At 60.3% G+C, this 18,063-nt stretch carries 17 protein-coding genes; 7 read left to right on the forward strand and 10 right to left on the reverse strand.

What is annotated here, in order from left to right; translation table 11 throughout:
- The first annotated feature begins 113 nt into the window (after positions 1 to 113).
- From TRM7615_RS21165 to TRM7615_RS21185, 6 genes are all read left to right on the forward strand, one after another.
- On the forward strand, positions 114 to 3,008 hold the full coding sequence (locus tag TRM7615_RS21165) for a formate dehydrogenase subunit alpha (RefSeq protein ID WP_108791484.1): 2,895 nt from the start codon (positions 114 to 116) through the stop codon (positions 3,006 to 3,008).
- 12 nt (positions 3,009 to 3,020) lie between these two features.
- Complete coding sequence (gene fdh3B / locus TRM7615_RS21170) at positions 3,021 to 3,614, forward strand: formate dehydrogenase FDH3 subunit beta (protein ID WP_108791486.1); 594 nt, start codon at positions 3,021 to 3,023, stop codon at positions 3,612 to 3,614.
- A 97-nt stretch (positions 3,615 to 3,711) separates the two neighbouring features.
- Positions 3,712 to 4,908: a formate dehydrogenase subunit gamma gene (locus TRM7615_RS21175; RefSeq protein ID WP_108791488.1), complete on the forward strand. Its 1,197-nt coding sequence runs from the start codon at positions 3,712 to 3,714 to the stop codon at positions 4,906 to 4,908.
- Positions 4,909 to 6,183 carry a c-type cytochrome gene (locus TRM7615_RS21180; RefSeq protein WP_108791490.1) on the forward strand — a complete coding sequence of 425 codons (1,275 nt, stop codon included), beginning with the start codon at positions 4,909 to 4,911 and terminating at the stop codon, positions 6,181 to 6,183. It abuts the gene before it with no gap.
- The gene (locus TRM7615_RS26140; protein ID WP_268877564.1) at positions 6,180 to 6,305 is read left to right on the forward strand and encodes a hypothetical protein; all 126 of its coding nucleotides are present in this window, start codon (positions 6,180 to 6,182) and stop codon (positions 6,303 to 6,305) included. The genes TRM7615_RS21180 and TRM7615_RS26140 overlap by 4 nt, the downstream gene beginning before the upstream one ends.
- A gap of 102 nt (positions 6,306 to 6,407) precedes the next feature.
- Positions 6,408 to 7,280 (forward strand): substrate-binding domain-containing protein, encoded by an 873-nt coding sequence (locus TRM7615_RS21185; RefSeq protein ID WP_108791492.1) that lies wholly within the window; start codon positions 6,408 to 6,410, stop codon positions 7,278 to 7,280.
- Between the two features lie 204 nt (positions 7,281 to 7,484).
- On the opposite strand, the gene TRM7615_RS21190 is transcribed toward TRM7615_RS21185, so the two are convergent.
- The 10 genes from TRM7615_RS21190 to TRM7615_RS21235 all read right to left on the reverse strand — a co-directional run bounded on the left by TRM7615_RS21190 (position 7,485) and on the right by TRM7615_RS21235 (position 17,204).
- Positions 7,485 to 8,300, reverse strand: coding sequence for an ABC transporter substrate-binding protein (locus TRM7615_RS21190; protein ID WP_108791494.1), 816 nt, complete (start codon positions 8,298 to 8,300; stop codon positions 7,485 to 7,487).
- Between the two features lie 28 nt (positions 8,301 to 8,328).
- Complete coding sequence (locus tag TRM7615_RS21195; protein WP_108791496.1) at positions 8,329 to 9,066, reverse strand: ATP-binding cassette domain-containing protein; 738 nt, start codon at positions 9,064 to 9,066, stop codon at positions 8,329 to 8,331.
- Positions 9,059 to 9,772: an ABC transporter permease gene (locus tag TRM7615_RS21200; protein ID WP_108791498.1), complete on the reverse strand. Its 714-nt coding sequence runs from the start codon at positions 9,770 to 9,772 to the stop codon at positions 9,059 to 9,061. Before TRM7615_RS21200 ends, TRM7615_RS21195 begins: the two co-directional genes overlap by 8 nt.
- A 571-nt stretch (positions 9,773 to 10,343) precedes the next feature.
- The gene (locus tag TRM7615_RS21205) at positions 10,344 to 11,345 is read right to left on the reverse strand and encodes an ABC transporter substrate-binding protein (protein ID WP_108791500.1); all 1,002 of its coding nucleotides are present in this window, start codon (positions 11,343 to 11,345) and stop codon (positions 10,344 to 10,346) included.
- A gap of 77 nt (positions 11,346 to 11,422) precedes the next feature.
- Positions 11,423 to 12,268, reverse strand: coding sequence for an ABC transporter permease (locus tag TRM7615_RS21210; protein ID WP_108791502.1), 846 nt, complete (start codon positions 12,266 to 12,268; stop codon positions 11,423 to 11,425).
- The gene (locus TRM7615_RS21215; protein WP_108791732.1) at positions 12,265 to 13,182 is read right to left on the reverse strand and encodes an ABC transporter permease; all 918 of its coding nucleotides are present in this window, start codon (positions 13,180 to 13,182) and stop codon (positions 12,265 to 12,267) included. Before TRM7615_RS21215 ends, TRM7615_RS21210 begins: the two co-directional genes overlap by 4 nt.
- A 111-nt stretch (positions 13,183 to 13,293) precedes the next feature.
- Complete coding sequence (locus tag TRM7615_RS21220; RefSeq protein WP_108791504.1) at positions 13,294 to 14,088, reverse strand: ABC transporter ATP-binding protein; 795 nt, start codon at positions 14,086 to 14,088, stop codon at positions 13,294 to 13,296.
- A 57-nt stretch (positions 14,089 to 14,145) separates the two neighbouring features.
- Positions 14,146 to 15,600 carry a dihydropyrimidinase gene (gene hydA / locus TRM7615_RS21225; protein ID WP_085796035.1) on the reverse strand — a complete coding sequence of 485 codons (1,455 nt, stop codon included), beginning with the start codon at positions 15,598 to 15,600 and terminating at the stop codon, positions 14,146 to 14,148.
- Between the two features lie 24 nt (positions 15,601 to 15,624).
- Positions 15,625 to 15,957, reverse strand: coding sequence for a hypothetical protein (locus tag TRM7615_RS21230; RefSeq protein ID WP_108791506.1), 333 nt, complete (start codon positions 15,955 to 15,957; stop codon positions 15,625 to 15,627).
- Positions 15,954 to 17,204: a Zn-dependent hydrolase gene (locus tag TRM7615_RS21235; protein ID WP_108791508.1), complete on the reverse strand. Its 1,251-nt coding sequence runs from the start codon at positions 17,202 to 17,204 to the stop codon at positions 15,954 to 15,956. Before TRM7615_RS21235 ends, TRM7615_RS21230 begins: the two co-directional genes overlap by 4 nt.
- A 183-nt stretch (positions 17,205 to 17,387) precedes the next feature.
- Here TRM7615_RS21235 and TRM7615_RS21240 point away from each other — a divergent pair, with 183 nt between their 5' ends.
- On the forward strand, positions 17,388 to 17,996 hold the full coding sequence (locus TRM7615_RS21240) for a TetR family transcriptional regulator C-terminal domain-containing protein (RefSeq protein WP_108791510.1): 609 nt from the start codon (positions 17,388 to 17,390) through the stop codon (positions 17,994 to 17,996).
- Positions 17,997 to 18,063 lie beyond the last annotated feature (67 nt).

Genomic DNA, 18,063 nt, shown 5'->3' on the forward strand with positions numbered 1-18,063 from the left:
CCACCGGACGCCGGTCACCCCGGAGAGAGAGGTAGCGAGAGGCCCTTGATCCCCGGCTTTAGGGAGAGAGTACCAAGCCAGCCACATCACGTGGCCAGCAAGGGAGGAAAGAAATGTTAAGGAAAAAGACCAACGGGGTTGCGAGACGCCCCCAGCGGACAAGTATCCTGTCCCAGGTTGGCGAGAAAACCGTCGACCGCCGCGCATTCCTGCGTGGTTCGGGCCTGGCGATCGGCGGTTTGGCCGCGATCAGTGCCACGGGTGGAACCGTGACACAGGCCAACGCCCAGACAGCGGCGGGCACCGCCGTTGATACAGTGAAATCCGTTTGTACCCATTGTTCCGTCGGCTGCACCGTGGTGGCTGAGGTTTCCAGCGGGGTCTGGATCGGGCAAGAGCCCGGTTGGGACAGCCCCTTCAACCTGGGCGCCCACTGCGCCAAGGGCGCGTCTGTGCGTGAACACGCGCATGGCGAACGCCGTCTCAAGTACCCGATGAAGAAAGAGGGTGGCGAGTGGAAGCGCATCAGCTGGGATGAGGCGATCAACGAGATCGGCGACGGCATGATGAAGATCCGCGAAGAGAGCGGACCTGACAGCGTGTACTGGCTGGGATCGGCCAAGCACAACAACGAACAGGCCTATCTGTTCCGCAAGTTTGCCGCCTATTGGGGCACGAACAACGTGGATCACCAGGCTCGGATCTGTCACTCGACCACTGTTGCGGGTGTGGCGAACACATGGGGCTACGGCGCCATGACCAACAGCTACAACGACATCCACAACTCCAAGGCCATCTTCATCATCGGCGGCAACCCGGCCGAGGCGCACCCCGTCTCGCTGTTGCATGTTCTGCGCGCGAAAGAGCAGAACAACGCACCGCTCATCGTCTGCGACCCGCGCTTTACGCGCACTGCAGCCCACGCTGATGAATATGTCCGCTTCCGTCCGGGTACGGATGTTGCCCTGATCTGGGGCATCCTGTGGCACATCTTTGAAAACAGCTGGGAGGACAAGGAGTTCATCCGCACCCGTGTCTGGGGCATGGATCAGATCCGAGATGAGGTTCGCAAGTGGAACCCCGAAGAGGTCGAACGCGTCACCGGCACCCCCGGTGAGCAGCTGCGCCGCGTGGCCCGTACCATGGCCAACAACCGTCCCGGTACGGTGATCTGGTGCATGGGTGGCACGCAGCACACCAACGGCAACAACAACACGCGCGCATACTGCGTGTTGCAGCTGGCTCTTGGCAACATGGGCACCAGCGGTGGCGGCACCAACATCTTCCGCGGCCACGACAACGTGCAAGGTGCAACCGACCTTGGCGTGCTGTCCCACACCCTGCCCGGCTACTATGGCCTGTCCAAAGGTGCATGGGGTCACTGGGCACGTGTCTGGGAAGAAGAGCCCGAATGGCTTGCCAGCCAATTCGATTCCATCAAGGACAAGGACGGCAAGGACAAGTCGCTCCAGAATGAACGGGGTATCCCGGTCAGCCGCTGGATCGACGGGGTTCTTGAGGACGTCGACAACATGGACCAGCCGAACAAGGTTCGGGCCATGGTTCTCTGGGGTCACGCGCCCAACTCGCAAACGCGCGGGCCGGAGATGAAGACGGCGATGGAACAGCTGGACATGCTGGTGGTGGTCGACCCCTACCCGACTGTCTCGGCCGTTCTGCATGACCGCACCGACGGGGTCTATCTGCTGCCAGCGTGTACGCAGTTCGAAACCCGTGGCTCGGTCACCGCGTCGAACCGCTCGTTCCAATGGCGCGACAAGGTTGTCGATCCCCTGTTCGAGAGCTTGCCGGATGAGGTCATCATGGCCAAGTTCGCCAACAAGTTCGGCTGGGCCGACCGTCTGTTCCGCAACATCGAGATGGATGATCCGGAAACGCCAAACGTCGAAAGCATCACGCGAGAGTTCAACCGAGGTCTCTGGACCATCGGCTACACCGGGCAGGATCCGGACCGGCTCAAGCTGCATATGGCGAACCAGCACACCTTTGACCGCACCACACTGCGCGCCAACGGTGGACCGGCAGATGGCGACTACTATGGTCTGCCATGGCCATGCTGGGGCACCGCCGAGATGGGTCATCCCGGTACGCCGAACCTGTATGACATGTCCAAACCGGTGGCCGAAGGTGGCCTGACATTCCGCGCCCGCTTTGGCGTGGAACGCGATGGCGACAACCTGTTGGCCGAAGGGGTCTACTCAGCGGGCTCGGAAATTCAGGATGGCTATCCTGAGTTCACGATGCAGATGCTGATGGATCTTGGCTGGGATGGTGATCTGACCGACGACGAACGCGCCGCAATCGACGCGGTTGCCGGTCCCAAGACCAACTGGAAGACCGACCTTTCGGGCGGCATCCAGAGGGTTGCGATCGCACATGGCTGCGCCCCGTTTGGCAACGCTAAGGCCCGTGCCGTGGTTTGGACCTTCCCGGATCCGATCCCGCTGCACCGCGAACCGCTCTATACTCCGCGTCGTGACCTTGTGGAAGACTATCCCACCTATGAGGACCGTCAGAGCTATCGCTTGCCGACCCTCTATGCGTCGATCCAAAAGAACGACTTTTCAAAGGATTACCCGATAATCCTGACGTCTGGTCGTCTGGTGGAATACGAAGGCGGCGGCGACGAGAGCCGGTCGAACCCCTGGCTTGCTGAGCTTCAGCAGGACATGTTCGTCGAGATCAATCCACGCGATGCCAACAACCTTGGCATTCGGGATGGTTCTCAGGTCTGGGTCGAGGGCCCCGAGGGCGGCAAAGTCAAAGTGATGGCGATGCTGACCGAAAGGGTCGGAGCCGGAGTGGCCTTCATGCCATTCCATTTCGGTGGCCATTTCCAAGGGGACGACCTGAGGCACAAATACCCCTCAGGCGCAGATCCTTATGTGCTGGGCGAAAGCTCGAACACGGCACAGACCTATGGCTATGATTCAGTGACCCAGATGCAAGAGACCAAGACCACTCTCTGCAAAATCTGGACAGCGTAAGGAGGACCCAACATGGCAAGAGCAAAGTTTCTTTGTGACTCTGAACGCTGCATCGAATGCAATGCCTGTGTAACGGCCTGTAAGAACGAGCATGAAGTGCCTTGGGGCATCAACCGCCGCCGCGTGGTGACCATCAATGATGGTCAACCTGGCGAACGGTCGATTTCCGTGGCCTGCATGCATTGTTCCGACGCGCCCTGCATGGCGGTGTGTCCGGTGGATTGTTTCTACCAGAACGAAGAAGGCGTGGTTCTGCACTCCAAGGACCTGTGCATCGGTTGTGGCTATTGCTTCTACGCGTGCCCCTTTGGCGCGCCGCAGTATCCGCAGGCGGGCAACTTCGGCTCACGCGGCAAGATGGACAAATGTACCTTCTGCGCCGGTGGCCCCGAAGAGAACCACTCCACCGCCGAGTTCGCCAAATATGGCCGCAACCGGATCGCCGAGGGCAAGCTGCCCCTTTGCGCCGAGATGTGTGCCACCAAGGCCCTGCTCGCCGGTGACGGCGACGTGGTGTCAGCCATCTACCGCGAACGCGTTGTCGCGCGCGGTTTTGGCACCGGCGCCTGGGGCTGGGGAACCGCCTATGAACAGAAAGGCGGCTGATGCCGCTGGGGTCGCACTGATGTGACCCCACTCTGATCCTTGGGATGGCCCGCCTTTGCGGGCCGTTCCCTGACGCATAGACAACAGGACTGCCGACATGTTCCGTTTCATTGCCGCCCTTATCCTTGCCTGTTTCGTGACGGCCCTCCCCGTTGCTGCGCAAGAGGCTGCCCCAGAGGCGCCTCGCGCTGAAACTGGTGGCGCCACAACGCTCGAAGACATCATGGCGCGACAGCGCGGCGAAAAGGTCGATGACGAGTATCGATCCTCTAACACAGGCGCTAGCAACACCGAGGCGTTGATCGGGCAACTTGGCACACGCGGTGTGGCGTCCGACAGCGATCTCTATCGTTCGCTTCGTTATGGTTCTGCGGACATTACGGTTTCCTCTCGTGGACCAGCCTCGGATGTGATCATCCAGGACGGTGGCATGTGGTGGCTGACCTTCCGAACCGGCCCGCTGCGCACCTATGGCACCTACATTCTGGGTGGAATGCTGGGTGTGCTGGTCCTGTTCTTCATCCTGCGTGGCAAGATCCGTATTGAGGGCGAACGCACCGGCCGCCGCATCCTGCGCTTCAACGGCTTCGAGCGTTTTGGCCATTGGCTCTTTGGCGGGTCGTTCCTGATCCTGGGCGCGACCGGGCTTATCACGCTCTATGGCCGCGATTTCCTGATCCCGCTGCTTGGCCGCGACGGCTTTGCCATGATCGCGCAGGGCTGCAAATGGCTGCACAACAACATCGCCTGGGCCTTTATGCTGGGGCTGGTGATCATCACTGTAAACTGGGTCGCCCACAACATTCCCAACCGGCACGACCTGAAATGGCTGGCCGCTGGCGGGGGATTGTTCACCAAAGGCTCGCACCCACCCGCCCGCAAGTTCAACGCGGGACAAAAGATAATCTTCTGGGCTTGCGTAGTGTTGGGGATCTCGATCAGCTTGTCGGGCCTGTCGCTGCTGTTTCCCTTTGAAATGCCGATGTTTGCCAAGACCTTTGTCATCGCCAATGCCACCGGTCTGCCCGAGCTCATGGGCCTGAACCTGCCCGAGCAGATGTCGCCCCATGAAGAAATGCAATATGCCCAAATCTGGCACGTGATGGTCGCCTACGGCTTCCTCGCCATCATCTTTGCCCACATCTATCTGGGCTCTGTCGGAATGGAGGGTGCGTTCGACGCCATGAGCACTGGCGAAGTCGAAGAACAGTGGGCGCGCGAACATCACCCCAACTGGCTGGAAGAGGTCAAAGACGCCGAACCCAAAGGCGGCGCGGCCTCCCCCGCCGAATAAATGCGCGCGCTGCTGGCCGCGCTCTTGTTGCTGCCGCCTGCCACGGCGGTGGCGGATTTCTATACCCTCAAGGGCCACGGCGGACCCATCATGGGAATCGCCAGTGCCCCTGACGGTCGCATCGCCACCGCAAGTTTCGACAACACGGTGGGGCTCTGGACCGATGGCGCCCCCCAATGGCTTGAAGGACACGAGGCTGCTGTCAACGTCGTGCTGTTCAACGGCACCGGTGTCTATTCCGCGGGCGATGATTTTACCCTGCGCCACTGGCCCGGAGGCGAGGTTCTGGGCCGCCACAAAGGCAAGATCGTCGATCTCGCCGCCAGCAAGACCCATGTCGCCAGTGCCAGCTGGGACGGCACCATCGGGATCTGGCCACTGGATGGCAGCCCGCCGCAAATGTTGCCCGTGGGAAACGGTGGCATCAATTCGGTGGCTTTTTCACCAGACGGATCGCAGCTCTATTCTGCTGGAACCGACGGCACCCTGCGTCTGTGGGACGTGGAAACAGGCGAAGAACGCCAACAACTGCTGCGACATGGATTTGGCCTGAACGAGCTGCTGATCAACCCGGATGACGGCTGGCTCGCCTATGGTGCAGTCGATGGTGGCACCCGAATTCTGGATCTGCAAAGTGGCGAGGAGCTACACGATTTCACCTTGGACCGCCGCCCCATTCTGGCTCTGGCGCTCAGCCCCGACCGGCGTCATCTCTCTGTAGGGGATGGTGAGGGCTATATCATGGTGATCGACACCCAAAGCTGGCGCATCACGCGCGATTTTCGCGCCACCCTGCGCGGCCCCATCTGGGCGCTGGCCTTTTCGGCCGATGGCCGAAACATCCACGCAGGCGGCATTGATGACGCCATGTACAGCTGGCCGCTCGCCTCGCTCAGCGAACATCAGCAGATGGCGCAGGACGCCCGCAGTTTTCTCAAAGACCCCGATGGGATGGACAATGGCGAGCGACAGTTTGCTCGCAAATGTTCGATCTGCCACGCGCTGACGCCTGACGGGCAGCGGCGCGCGGGGCCGACACTTCACGGAGTTTTTGGCAGGGCGGCGGGCACCGTGCCGGGATATCTTTATTCCCGGACATTGACGGGGTCGGACATTATCTGGTCTGATGACACGATAAATCAGCTTTTCGATCTGGGCCCGGACCATTATATTCCCGGATCAAAGATGCCGATGCAACGGATCACACAGGCGCAGGACCGCGCTGATCTGATCGCCTATTTGCGTCGTGCCACAGCACCGGAGGACACGAAATGAAAGCCTTTCTTGCCGCTCTTGCCGCAATGGCCGTGATCACCGTTGCCGCCCCCTATGCGCTGCAAGCCGTGGGGTTCACCGCGGCCGACAGCACCACCAGCTCATCGGTGCGCCTCGACTAATCCCACGACTGCGGCTTCGGGCCCGCACAGCGTGCCTCGACATTCAGGCGCTGGTGGTATCTGGTGAAAACTCAGCCTGTTATCAAACGTAGCCAAACTTAGATGTCCGACTACCTGACCACCCGCGAATTGGCCGAATTGCTGCGCCTGGGCGAACGCAAGGTTTATGACCTTGCCTCCTCGGGCGAGATCCCTTGCGTGCGGGCCACCGGCAAGCTGTTGTTTCCGCGGGCCGAAATCACCGCCTGGTTGGCCTCGTCACGTACAGGTCCGCAAGTGGCTGAACCGCCCCTGCCCGCTATCGTTGCAGGCAGTCACGACCCCTTGCTGGACTGGGCGATCCGCGAAAGCGGCTCGGGGCTGGCAACCTACTATGACGGCTCTTTCGACGGGCTGACACGGCTGGCCGACCGCTCTGCCCAGGCTGCTTCGTTACACATCCATGAAGAGGACGGGTTCAACGCCGGTTCCCTGCGTGATCGCTTGGGCGAGGCACCGGTGGTGTTAATCGAAGTGGCCCGCCGGCAACGCGGATTGCTGTTGGCCCCCGACGTCGTGGGCATCGAGGGCTTTGGCGATTTGGCAGGGCGGCGCGTTGTCCTGCGCCAATCGACGGCGGCGAGCCAACATCTGTTCCTGTCAGAACTGGCCGCACATGACTTGTCCCAGGAAGACCTGCAAACTCCAGCCCCCTGTGCCCGCACCGAAGAGGACATGGCCATTGCTCTGCAAGGCGGCAAGGGAGAGGTCGGGTTTGGGCTGGGGGCCATGGCCAAGCTCTATCGGCTGGGCTTTGTTCCCACCCACAGCGAGCGCGTCGATCTGGCGATCTGGCGCCGCGCGGCTTTTGACGCGCCTATGCAGGCGCTCTTGTCATTCCTGCGCTCAGACCGTTTCGCTGCCCGCGCAGACGAGATGGGCAGCTATGACCTGACCCACGCAGGCCAGATCCACCACAACGGCGCCAGCGGCTGACAGGCCCTTTTTGTCTCGTTTCAAAACACGATCACCGAAGGCTTTGGCCGCTGACCAAATCGACAGCAGCCGAAGCACTCCCGCCCGTCGTCGATGCCCCTGGCGGGACACCTCCTCCCGTTGGGCCAGGCTCATGCGGGCATTGCCCGCATGAGCCTGGCCCCCGCCGTCCGCAGGACGCAAGACCGATAGGTCGCGCAGAGGCTACCGTGCGTTAGGAAAAAACAGCTGTTCACCGTCCAGCTTGTAGCCGGCAATCGCCGCCTGGCCATCCTGCCCCACCAGCCAGTCGATGAACCGTTGCCCGGCTTCGGCCCGAACACCAGGGTGTTTTTCGGGGTTCACCAAGATGACGCCATATTGGTTGAACAGCCCCGGATCGCCTTCAACCAGCACCTCAAGCCCGTGGGCATTTCCAAAGGCCAACCAAGTTGCCCTGTCGGTCAATGTATAAGCCCCCATGCCCGCCGCTACGTTCAATGTTGCCCCCATGCCCGACCCTGTCTCGCGGTACCAACCACCCGAGGCCTGCGCCACATCTACACCTGCTTGGCCCCATTGGCGCAGTTCGGCCTTGTGGGTGCCGCTGTCATCCCCGCGGGAGACAAAAATCGCCCCTGTCTGGGCAATCGCCGTCAGCGCTGCCACGGCATCGCTTCCGCCCCGAACGCCCGCCGGATCCCCTTTGGGACCGACGATGACAAAATCGTTGTACATCACATCCTGCCGCGACACGCCCCATCCTTCGGCGACAAAGGCCTCTTCAGCGGGTTTGGCATGCACCAGCAGCACGTCCCCGTCACCATTGCGCGCGTTCCGGATCGCTTGTCCTGTGCCCACAGCCACGATACGCACGTCGATCCCGCTTTCCGCTTCGAACCACGGTAAGATCGCATCAAAAAGTCCGGAATTCTGCGTCGATGTGGTCGACTGTACCACAATGAACGGGTCGGCTGCCTGTGCAGATCCCGTTGTCAGAGCAACCACGGTCACTGCCGCGCGCACCCATTGTCTTACCATGCCTCGTATCTCTCCATCTGTCTCGAGGTCACACCATCAGCCCGCCGGACAGGAACCGCCGGATCATGCCGTTTTCGGGTGCGGCAAACATCTGCGCCGCCAAGCCCTGTTCGACCACACGCCCGCCATGCATCATCACCACGTCGCGCGCAAGGCGCCGCGCTTGGCCAATATCATGGGTCACCATCACAACCCGCAGCCCCTGATCCGAAGCCCTTAGAACCATTTGTTCGATTTCCTGCGTCGCTTGCGGATCCAGCGCGCTGGTGGGTTCGTCCAGAAACAGCACCGACGGCTTGCACGCCAAGGCCCGCAGGATCGCAAGCCGCTGCGCCTCACCCCCGGACAGTGAACGTGCCGATTGCCGCGCCTTGTCCTCAAGCCCGCCCTGCGCCAGAAGCCCCTCACATTCCGTCTTGCGCGCGGCGCGCGACAGCCCCCGGCGTCGCAACACAAAATCCAGATTGCCCGCCACCGACCGGCGCAGCAGAACAGGGCGCTGGAACACCATCGCCTGCCCTGCCCTCACCTGATCTGTCAGGGTCTGCCCGCCTTGGGTAACTGTGCCACGATCAGGCGTAATGAGCCCATGCAAACAGCGCAGCAGCAGGCTTTTTCCCGCCCCGTTTGGACCCAGTATGATCGTTGGCCCCGGTCCGTCCAGATCCAGGTGGTCCACACCCAACAGCGCCTTGCCATCCCGCGCGATGCTAAGCCCGCGAACGCTTAAGATCGGATGATCTGTCATGACCGAAAAATCACGCATGACCCAGCCCTTGACGTTCACCGCGCAGGCTCAGCACGCTCACGGCGCCCGTGACGCTCACGGCCAGAGCAATCAGGACCGCCCCAAGTGCCAACGCCAACGCCAGGTTCCCCTTGGAGGTCTCGAGCGCAATGGTCGTCGTCATCACCCGGGTCACGTGATTGATATTGCCCCCCACGATGATCACCGCGCCCACCTCGGCAATGGCGCGGCCAAAGCCCGCCAACAACGCTGTCATCAACGCCATGCGCCCATCCCAGAGCAAAACAGGAACAGACGACAGGCGCGATACGCCCAGGGACCGCAACTGCTCATCATATTCTACTGCCAGGGTCTCGACCACCTGCCGTGTCAGAGCGGCGATGATCGGCGTCACCAGAACCACTTGCGCGATAATCATGGCAGTGGGGGTGTAGAGCAACTGCAGTACGCCAAACGGCCCGGACCGTGACAGCATCAAATACACAAGCAGTCCAACAACAACCGGCGGCAATCCCATCAGCGCGTTTATCAATACGATCAGAGCCCGCCGCCCCGGGAAGCGCCCAACCGCCAACCCCGCTCCCAAAGGCATGCCAATCAGCGCCGCGATGAACACGGCCCATACGGAAACCTTCAGCGAAAGCAGGACAATCGCCCAGAGTTCCGGGTCACCTGTGAAGATGAGGCCAAGCGCGATTGTGAATTCTTGTGTAAAATCCTGCATTTTCTACGTTCATCTAGTGAATTTCGGATGCCAATCATCATATTGCACCAAAAACCTAACACATAGCCCAACCATTTCCACATCAGAAGCGACCAACCGCCTCCAAAAAGCGCGTGAGTTCGACGCTGTTCGCCCACCCCGTGGAACTTTCCTCCACACTCGCGCCTCAGACTTACCTGCTACGGCAAGGCGCAACAGGCGCTGACCTTCATTCCAAATCCGACATTGAGCGTGGTTGGCAGGCGGGGCGCTCCCGCACCCGAGCGATCCTGACTGCGTCAGCACCGCTAGCGGCCTTGGGCCGAGCGCCGGGCAAAGCCCGGCGCCGATCCGTTTGGGGCATCTGCTCCGCCACAGGCACCAACCACCGAGCGCAGCGAGGCGCGGCCCAACGGGAGGCGATGTCCCGTCAGGGACATCAACGACGGGCGGGAGCGCCTCTGAATCTCGGAATGTTTGGAATATTACCTGGATCCCGGACATCCGGCACGTCATTCACGTGAGAGATGCCTTTTGGTCCAAAGTTGCAGCGCCCCAACACGGGGGCGCTACTAATGGTATGGAAAACGGCTTACTTCAGCGCCGCATCGGTGATGTCATGCGTCCAGGCCCCTTCGGGCTTGGCCGTGATCACCGGATCCGACCCACCGGCCAACAGCGTGTTCACTGTCCGGTCGAAATCAGCCGGGTCAAGCGCGCCGTTGCTGCCTGCGGTCAGCTTGGCAATCTCACCCATCATCCGAACCTGATGCGCTTCGGTCTGGGCGCCACTGGCGTCATTGTCCAGAACAATGCCTGCTGCCTCACCCGGGTTCTCCTCGGCGTATTTCCACCCTTTCATCGAAGCACGCACAAAGCGGGTCATCTTGTCCTTGAAGGCCGGGTCGGACAGGTTGTCTTCGAGCACATAGATGCCATCCTCGAGCGTTGCCACGCCCATGTCCTCATACTTGAAGGTCACCAGCTCGTCCTCGGACACGCCTGCATCCAACACCTGACCGTATTCGTTGTAGGTCATGGTCGAGATACAGTCCGCCTGACGCTGCAGCAGCGGGTCGACGTTGAAACCCTGTTTCAGAACAGTCACGCCGTCATCGCCACCAGCCGTGCTGATGCCCTCCTGGCTCATCCAGCTGAGGAACGGGTATTCGTTGCCAAAGAACCAGACGCCGATGGTCTTGCCCTTGAAGTCCTGCGGCCCGGTGATCCCGGTGTCCTTCCAGCAGGTCAGCATCAGGCCGGACGATTTGAACGGCTGCGCAATATTCACCACCGGCAGGCCTTTTTCCCGTGCCGCCAGCGCCGAGGGCATCCAGTTCAGCATCGCATCAGCGCCACCACCGGCCAGAACCTGCGGCGGCGCAATGTCGGGGCCGCCCGGCAGGATGGTCACATCCAGATCTTCTTCGCCGTAATAGCCCTTGTCCAGCGCCACGTAATAACCAGCAAACTGTGCCTGGGTCACCCACTGCAGCTGCAATTTGACCTCATCGGCTGCCAGGGCCGATGTCGCCGCAAAGCTTGCGGCCCCCATCACCAGGCCCGAGACCGCACCACTCAGTAGCTTTTTCATTGTATTCTCTCCTTGTTGGTTTGTTTTTCTGCCCCGTTTGTCGAGGTCTTGAAATTGATATGCTCCTTGTCCCTCGCTTATCCCCTCTGCGATGGGTGCCAAAAGGTCACCGTTTTTTCGATCATCGCGACACAGCCATAAAACAGCGAACCGGCCAGCGCGGCCACCACAATTTCAGCCCAGACCATATCAAGCGCAAGTTGTCCCACGCTGGTCGAGATGCGGAACCCCATGCCAACGGTGGGCGAGCCGAAAAATTCGGCAACAATCGCCCCGATCAGCGCCAGGGTCGTCGAGATCTTGAGCCCGTTGAAAATGAATGGCATCGCCGCAGGCAGGCGCAGCTTGAAGAAGCTCTGCCAATAGCTTGCGGCATAGGTCTCCATCAGGTCGCGCTGCATCGCTGTTGTTTCACGCAGGCCCGCCACCGTGTTCACCAGCACCGGGAAGAACACCATGACCACCACAACGGCTGCCTTGGACTGCCAGTCAAAGCCGAACCACATCACCAGAATGGGCGCGGTGCCCACAATGGGCAGCGCAGCCACGAAGTTACCCACGGGCAGAAGCCCCAGACGCAGAAACTCATAGCGGTCCACCGCAATCGCCATCAAGAAGGCCGCGCCGCAGCCGATGATGTATCCGCTGAGCGCCCCTTTCAGGAAGGTCTGCGAAAAATCCGCCCACAGGATCGGCATCGACGATCCGAACCGCTCGGCAATCATCGAGGGCGGTGGCAGGATCACCAAAGGCACCTGCAACCCGCGCACCACCAGTTCCCAGACGATCAGGATGGTCACGCCAAAGATCACTGGCACAAGCAATTGCACCGCCCGCGTCCCCGCCTGCGGCCCCTCGGCCAGGCGGGTGTTTATCCACCAACCGGCGATCCAGACCAGTAGGGCCAGCACAACCAACATCATGACGCGATCCCCATCCGTTTCAGAACCATCCGTTCGATCAGACCCAGCAATGCCACCAGACAAGCCGCAAGGATTGCCGCCGCAAACAATGCCGACCAGATCTGCACCGTCTGACCATAGTAGCTCCCCGCAAGCAGACGCGCGCCCAGGCCCGCTACGGCTCCCGTCGGCAATTCACCCACGATGGCGCCAACCAGCGAGGCGGCGATGCCGATCTTGAGCGAGGCAAAGAGATACGGCATCGAGGCCGGCAGGCGCAGTTTCCAGAACCCCTGACTTTTCGAGGCATTATAGGTCCGCAACAGGTCCAACTGCATGTGATCGGGGCTGCGCAACCCCTTCACCATGCCGACGACAACCGGGAAGAAGCTCAAGTAAGCCGAGATAACCGCCTTGGGAATGATCCCCTGCACGCCCACGGAATAAAGCACCACGATGATCATCGGCGCCAAAGCGATGATCGGAATGGTCTGGCTGACGATGGCCCAGGGCATCACTGACATGTCCATCACCTTGGAATGAACGATCCCAACGGCCAGCAGAATGCCAAGCCCGGTCCCAATCGCAAAACCCAGCAAGGTTGCGCTTAGCGTCACCCAGCCATGATAGATCAACGAGCGTTTTGAGGTGATTTTCTTCCCCACAGTGGTGTTCCACAGTTCGACCGCCACCTGATGTGGCGCCGGCAGACGCGGGCGGGCCTGCTCCCAGGTGGCGGGAATGGCAAAGTTGTTGTTGATCGTCAGACCAAACTCGCTCATGTCCCGGCGGTCTTTGGCGGAGGGCGGCTGCACCTCGGCGCCTGCGCGCTCGGCCTCGACCAAAACGCCCTTGATGTTCATCGGCACGCAGGCGGCGTACCACAGCACGACAATGGCCGCGACGACGGTGAGAACTGCAAGAATGGACTTCATCTTGTCCCCTCCGTCGCGCCAGACGCCAAATTCTGAACCAGAATTTGGTTCAGAATTTTTCCAAAATTCTGCCACCGTCTGTGGACAGTGACAGACTTTAACCTCTTCAGTTCAGTCATCCGCATGCCCCGCCCGCAGGCCTTCGCGCACCCGATGCGCCACCTCGATGAACTCAGGGGTGTCGCGAATGTCCAAGGGGCGTTCCTTGGGCAGCGGGCTTTCGATCACATCCGTGATCCGTCCTGGCCTTGGGCTCATCACCACGATTTTGGTCGACAGATACACCGCCTCGGGGATCGAGTGTGTGACAAAGCCGATGGTCTTGTCTGTTCGCGCCCACAACTCCAACAATTGCTCGTTCAGGTGATCGCGCACGATCTCATCCAGCGCCCCGAACGGCTCGTCCATCAACAAGATATCAGCATCAAAGGCCAGCGCCCGCGCGATAGAGGCACGCTGCTGCATCCCCCCCGACAACTGCCAGGGATACTTGCCACCAAATCCATCCAAATCAACAAGTTCCAACACATCGTTCACGCGTTTGTCTTGATCGGACTTCGAATATCCCATGATCTCAAGCGGCAGTTTGATGTTCTTGGCAATCGTGCGCCACGGGTACAAACCCGCCGCTTGAAACACATAGCCATAGGCCCGGTTCCGCCGCGCCTCATCCGGGGTCATGCCATTGACGCTCAGACTGCCGCCAGTGGGTGTTTCCAGGGCAGCAATGCACCGCAAGAACGTGGTCTTGCCACAGCCCGAGGGACCGATGAAGCTGACAAAATCGCCCTTGTTTATCTCAAGGTTCACATCCTTGAGTGCGTGCACCGGGCCGTCGTTGGTTTGAAACGTCAGATCCAGTTGCCTCGCCTCGATCACAGGCTGGGTGGTGTTTTCAGTAGTCATTCTATCGCCTTGTAAAGACAGGGAATTGGGCCGCTCCTTAGGCGGCCCAGATCCGAATTATACGCCGGTGGCAGGAATACCGGTGCGCTCGACCGGACGCGGAGACGTCAGCTCTTTCCAGCTGCTGAGCGCGCGGTTGACGGGTGTGTTGGCCTCACGCTCGACAAACTTGCCGTGGCCCTCTTGGGTGCGGATTTCGCCATCGTACACAGCGACCTGTCCACGGGTCAGGGTAAAGCGCGGCAAGCCCTTGACCTCTTTGCCTTCGAACACGTTGTAGTCGATAGAGCTTTGCTGTGTAGATGCCTGAATTGTCTTCGTTTTGTTCGGGTCCCAAACAACCAGGTCTGCATCCGCCCCAACCAGAACCGCGCCCTTCTTGGGATAGCAGTTCAGGATCTTGGCGATGTTGGTCGAGGTGACGGCGACAAACTCATTCGGGGTCAGGCGACCGGTCTCGACCCCATGGGTCCAAAGCATCGGCATGCGATCCTCAAGACCGCCGGTGCCATTGGGGATCTTTGAAAAGTCACCCACGCCATAGCGTTTCTGTTCAGTGGTAAAGGCGCAGTGATCGGTTGCTACAACCGACAGCGATCCACCCTGCAGGCCCGCCCACAGGCTTTCCTGGTGGCGCGCATCACGGAACGGCGGGCTCATCACCCGGCGGGCCGCATGGTCCCAATCCTCGTGGAAATACTCGCGCTCATCCAAGGTCAGGTGCTGAATCAGCGGCTCGCCCCAGACGCGCTTGCCCTGCATCCGTGCTCGCCGAATGGCCTCATGCGCCTCTTCGCACGAGGTGTGCACCACATAGAGCGGCACACCAGCCATGTCGGCAATCATGATTGCGCGGTTGGTGGCTTCGCCCTCAACCTGGCTGGGTCGGGAATAGGCGTGCCCCTCGGGTCCGGTGTTGCCCTCGGCCAGCAGCTTGGCAGTCATCTCGGCCACCACATCGCCGTTTTCAGCGTGGACCATGGCGATGCCGCCCAGTTCGGCCAGACGGTTGAAGGACGAGAACAGCTCGTCATCGTTCACCATCAAGGCCCCCTTGTAGGCCAGGAAGTGCTTGAACGTGTTGATACCGCGCTGTTCGATCACGGTTTTCATGTCGTTGAACACCTGCTCGCCCCACCAGGTCACAGCCATGTGGAAAGAGTAGTCGCAGTTCGCGCGAGTCGACTTGTTGTCCCAGCGTTTGATCGCATCCAGCAGGCTTTCACCCTGGTTGGGCAGGCAGAAGTCCACCACCATTGTGGTGCCACCGGCAAGCCCTGCCCGCGTACCGCTTTCGAAATCGTCGCTGGAGTATGTGCCCATAAACGGCATCTCCAGATGCACATGCGGATCAATCCCGCCCGGCATCACGTAACATCCGGTGGCGTCCAGCTCCTCGTCACCGCTCAGCCCCATGCCAATCTCGATGATCTGACCGCCCTCAACCAACACATCCGCCTTGTAAGACAGGTCAGCCGTGACGACCGTGCCGTTCTTGATGACTGTACTCATAGCGATAACTCCCTGTTTTTCTTGTCAGACCGAGCTGAAGCAGCCGATCGCACTTCCATGTACGCCGATGTCGAGCGGGCCGAACTGGCTCTCGACACAAAGCGAAAAATATCCCGCCAGCGGCAGATAGATGACACGGTAATCCCCGTTGGACCGCGTCACCGCCCAACACGTCTGCATGACGCCGCCGCTGAATTGCACCTCGACCTGGGTTGGCGGACAGGTGGCGCGTTCAAACGCCTCCAATGTCGCCGCTCCCACGCCTGTCTTACTGGCCGAGTTCACATCGAACTCGGCCACTTCCATCGCAATCAGATCGCCTATCCGATCGGGGATGGAGAGGTCATGTTGAATCACTCCACGATTTCAGCGGTTTCCACCACCGCGTGGAACAGCACATCCGCGCCCGCAGCCGCCCATTCGGGGCTGATCTCCTCGGCCTCGTTGTGGGACAGACCATCCACGCAGGGGCACATGACCATCGCGGTCGGGGCCACACGGTTGATCCAGCAGGCATCGTGGCCCGCCCCGGAAATGATATCCAGATGCGTATGCCCTAGCCGTTCAGCGGCACTGCGCACAGCCGTCACACAGCCCTCGTCAAAGGTCACCGGATCGAACCCGCCTACCTTTTCGAATTCGATACTCAGGCCCATGTCATCAGCGATCTTCTGGCCTTCGACCCTCAGCCGCGCTTCCATGTCTTCGATCACGCTCAGGTCGGGCGAGCGAAAATCGACAGTGAACACCACCTTGCCCGGGATCACGTTGCGCGAGTTCGGATAGACATCGACATGACCCGCCGCTCCCACTGCATGGGGTGCGTGGGACCAAGCGATCTCGTCGACCTTTTCAAGCACGCGCGCCATGCCAAGCCCTGCGTTCTTGCGCATCGGCATCGGCGTTGATCCGGTATGCGAATCCTTGCCCTCAATCGTGACTTGCGTCCAACTCAGGCCCTGACCATGGGTGACCACACCGATGTCCTTGCCTTCTGCTTCCAAAATCGGACCCTGTTCGATGTGCAGCTCAAAAAAGGCATGCATCTTGCGCGCGCCGACCTCTTCATCACCGCGCCAGCCTATCCGCTTGAGCTCATCGCCAAATTTCTTGCCCTCGGCATCCTCGCGGTCATAGGCCCAATCCTGCGTGTGAATACCTGCAAACACGCCCGATGACAGCATCGCCGGAGCATAGCGCGTCCCCTCTTCGTTGGTGAAATTGGTCACCACGATGGGATGTTTGGTCATGATCCCCAAATCATTGAGCGTGCGCAGAATTTCCAGTCCGCCGAGCACCCCCAAGACGCCGTCATACTTACCGCCCGTCGGTTGCGTATCCAGGTGAGAGCCCACATAGACCGGCAGCGCTTCGGGATCCGTTCCCTCGCGCCGGGCAAACATGTTGCCCATCTGATCCAGACCCATCGAGCAGCCCGCCGCCTCGCACCAGCTTTGGAACAGGGCGCGGCCTTCGCCGTCTTCATCGGTCAGGGTCTGACGATTGTTACCACCTGCGACGCCCGGGCCGATCTTGGCCATTTCCATCAGACTGTCCCACAGGCGTTCGCCATTGATCTTCATATTCGCGGCAGGCGCTGCCATGTCTCATCCCCTGTTGCTTGCTTGCGATTGGCTCGCTCTTGGTATGTGATTTGACCAAACGGTCAAACTCACGCTATCACGGGTTTGACACCAGTCAAGAAATTGCGGCACATGCCCGCAAAAATGCTGGCAAAAAATGCAATCTGCTCGGCAAACGCGCAGCCAACAAAGGACAGACGCCCCATGCCAAAGGACCGCAGCCCGACACGGATCCAGAAAAAGAACCGTGCCGCGATCCTCGAGGCGGCGCTGAACGTGTTTTCAGCCAACGGATTCCGAGGTGCAACCGTCGATCAAATCGCCAGCGAGGCCGGGCTGTCGAAGCCAAATCTGCTCTATTACTTCCCCTCCAAGGTGGACATGCACAACGCGCTTTTGGCGCAACTGATGGACACATGGCTGGACCCGCTGCGCGAGATGGACGAAGACGGCGAACCGCTGGCCGAGATCATGGCTTATGTCCGGCGCAAACTGCAGATGAGCCGCGATTTCCCCCGCGAAAGCCGCCTGTTTGCCAATGAAATCGTGCAAGGCGCGCCCCGCATTCACGACGCGTTGAACCACGATCTGAAAACGCTGGTGGATGAGAAAACCAAACTGCTGGAGCGTTGGATGGCGGACGGCAAAATCGCCCGCGTCCACCCCTATCACCTGCTGTTTTCCGTTTGGTCGCTGACCCAACACTACGCCGACTTCGACGTCCAGGTCCGGGCCATCCTGGGGGACGAAGATCCGTTTGACGGTGCCGATCCATTCCTCGAAACGCTCTATCTGCGTCTGCTCACTCCCTAAGCAAACCCATATCTGAGTGTCGCTTTGGTCCGCTCTGAACCCAAAGTACCAAATGCTGCGGGCCCAA

This window comes from Falsiruegeria mediterranea M17, assembly GCF_900302455.1.
In the GTDB taxonomy this organism is placed as follows: domain Bacteria; phylum Pseudomonadota; class Alphaproteobacteria; order Rhodobacterales; family Rhodobacteraceae; genus Falsiruegeria; species Falsiruegeria mediterranea.

Coding starts and splice junctions, on each gene's coding strand:
- TRM7615_RS21165 (WP_108791484.1), top strand. CDS start 114: ATGTTAAGGAAAAAGACCAACGGGGTTGCGAGACGCCCCCAGCGGACA.
- fdh3B (WP_108791486.1), top strand. CDS start 3,021: ATGGCAAGAGCAAAGTTTCTTTGTGACTCTGAACGCTGCATCGAATGC.
- TRM7615_RS21175 (WP_108791488.1), top strand. CDS start 3,712: ATGTTCCGTTTCATTGCCGCCCTTATCCTTGCCTGTTTCGTGACGGCC.
- TRM7615_RS21180 (WP_108791490.1), top strand. CDS start 4,909: ATGCGCGCGCTGCTGGCCGCGCTCTTGTTGCTGCCGCCTGCCACGGCG.
- TRM7615_RS26140 (WP_268877564.1), top strand. CDS start 6,180: ATGAAAGCCTTTCTTGCCGCTCTTGCCGCAATGGCCGTGATCACCGTT.
- TRM7615_RS21185 (WP_108791492.1), top strand. CDS start 6,408: ATGTCCGACTACCTGACCACCCGCGAATTGGCCGAATTGCTGCGCCTG.
- TRM7615_RS21190 (WP_108791494.1), bottom strand. CDS start 8,300: ATGGTAAGACAATGGGTGCGCGCGGCAGTGACCGTGGTTGCTCTGACA.
- TRM7615_RS21195 (WP_108791496.1), bottom strand. CDS start 9,066: ATGCGTGATTTTTCGGTCATGACAGATCATCCGATCTTAAGCGTTCGC.
- TRM7615_RS21200 (WP_108791498.1), bottom strand. CDS start 9,772: ATGCAGGATTTTACACAAGAATTCACAATCGCGCTTGGCCTCATCTTC.
- TRM7615_RS21205 (WP_108791500.1), bottom strand. CDS start 11,345: ATGAAAAAGCTACTGAGTGGTGCGGTCTCGGGCCTGGTGATGGGGGCC.
- TRM7615_RS21210 (WP_108791502.1), bottom strand. CDS start 12,268: ATGATGTTGGTTGTGCTGGCCCTACTGGTCTGGATCGCCGGTTGGTGG.
- TRM7615_RS21215 (WP_108791732.1), bottom strand. CDS start 13,182: ATGAAGTCCATTCTTGCAGTTCTCACCGTCGTCGCGGCCATTGTCGTG.
- TRM7615_RS21220 (WP_108791504.1), bottom strand. CDS start 14,088: ATGACTACTGAAAACACCACCCAGCCTGTGATCGAGGCGAGGCAACTG.
- hydA (WP_085796035.1), bottom strand. CDS start 15,600: ATGAGTACAGTCATCAAGAACGGCACGGTCGTCACGGCTGACCTGTCT.
- TRM7615_RS21235 (WP_108791508.1), bottom strand. CDS start 17,204: ATGGCAGCGCCTGCCGCGAATATGAAGATCAATGGCGAACGCCTGTGG.
- TRM7615_RS21240 (WP_108791510.1), top strand. CDS start 17,388: ATGCCAAAGGACCGCAGCCCGACACGGATCCAGAAAAAGAACCGTGCC.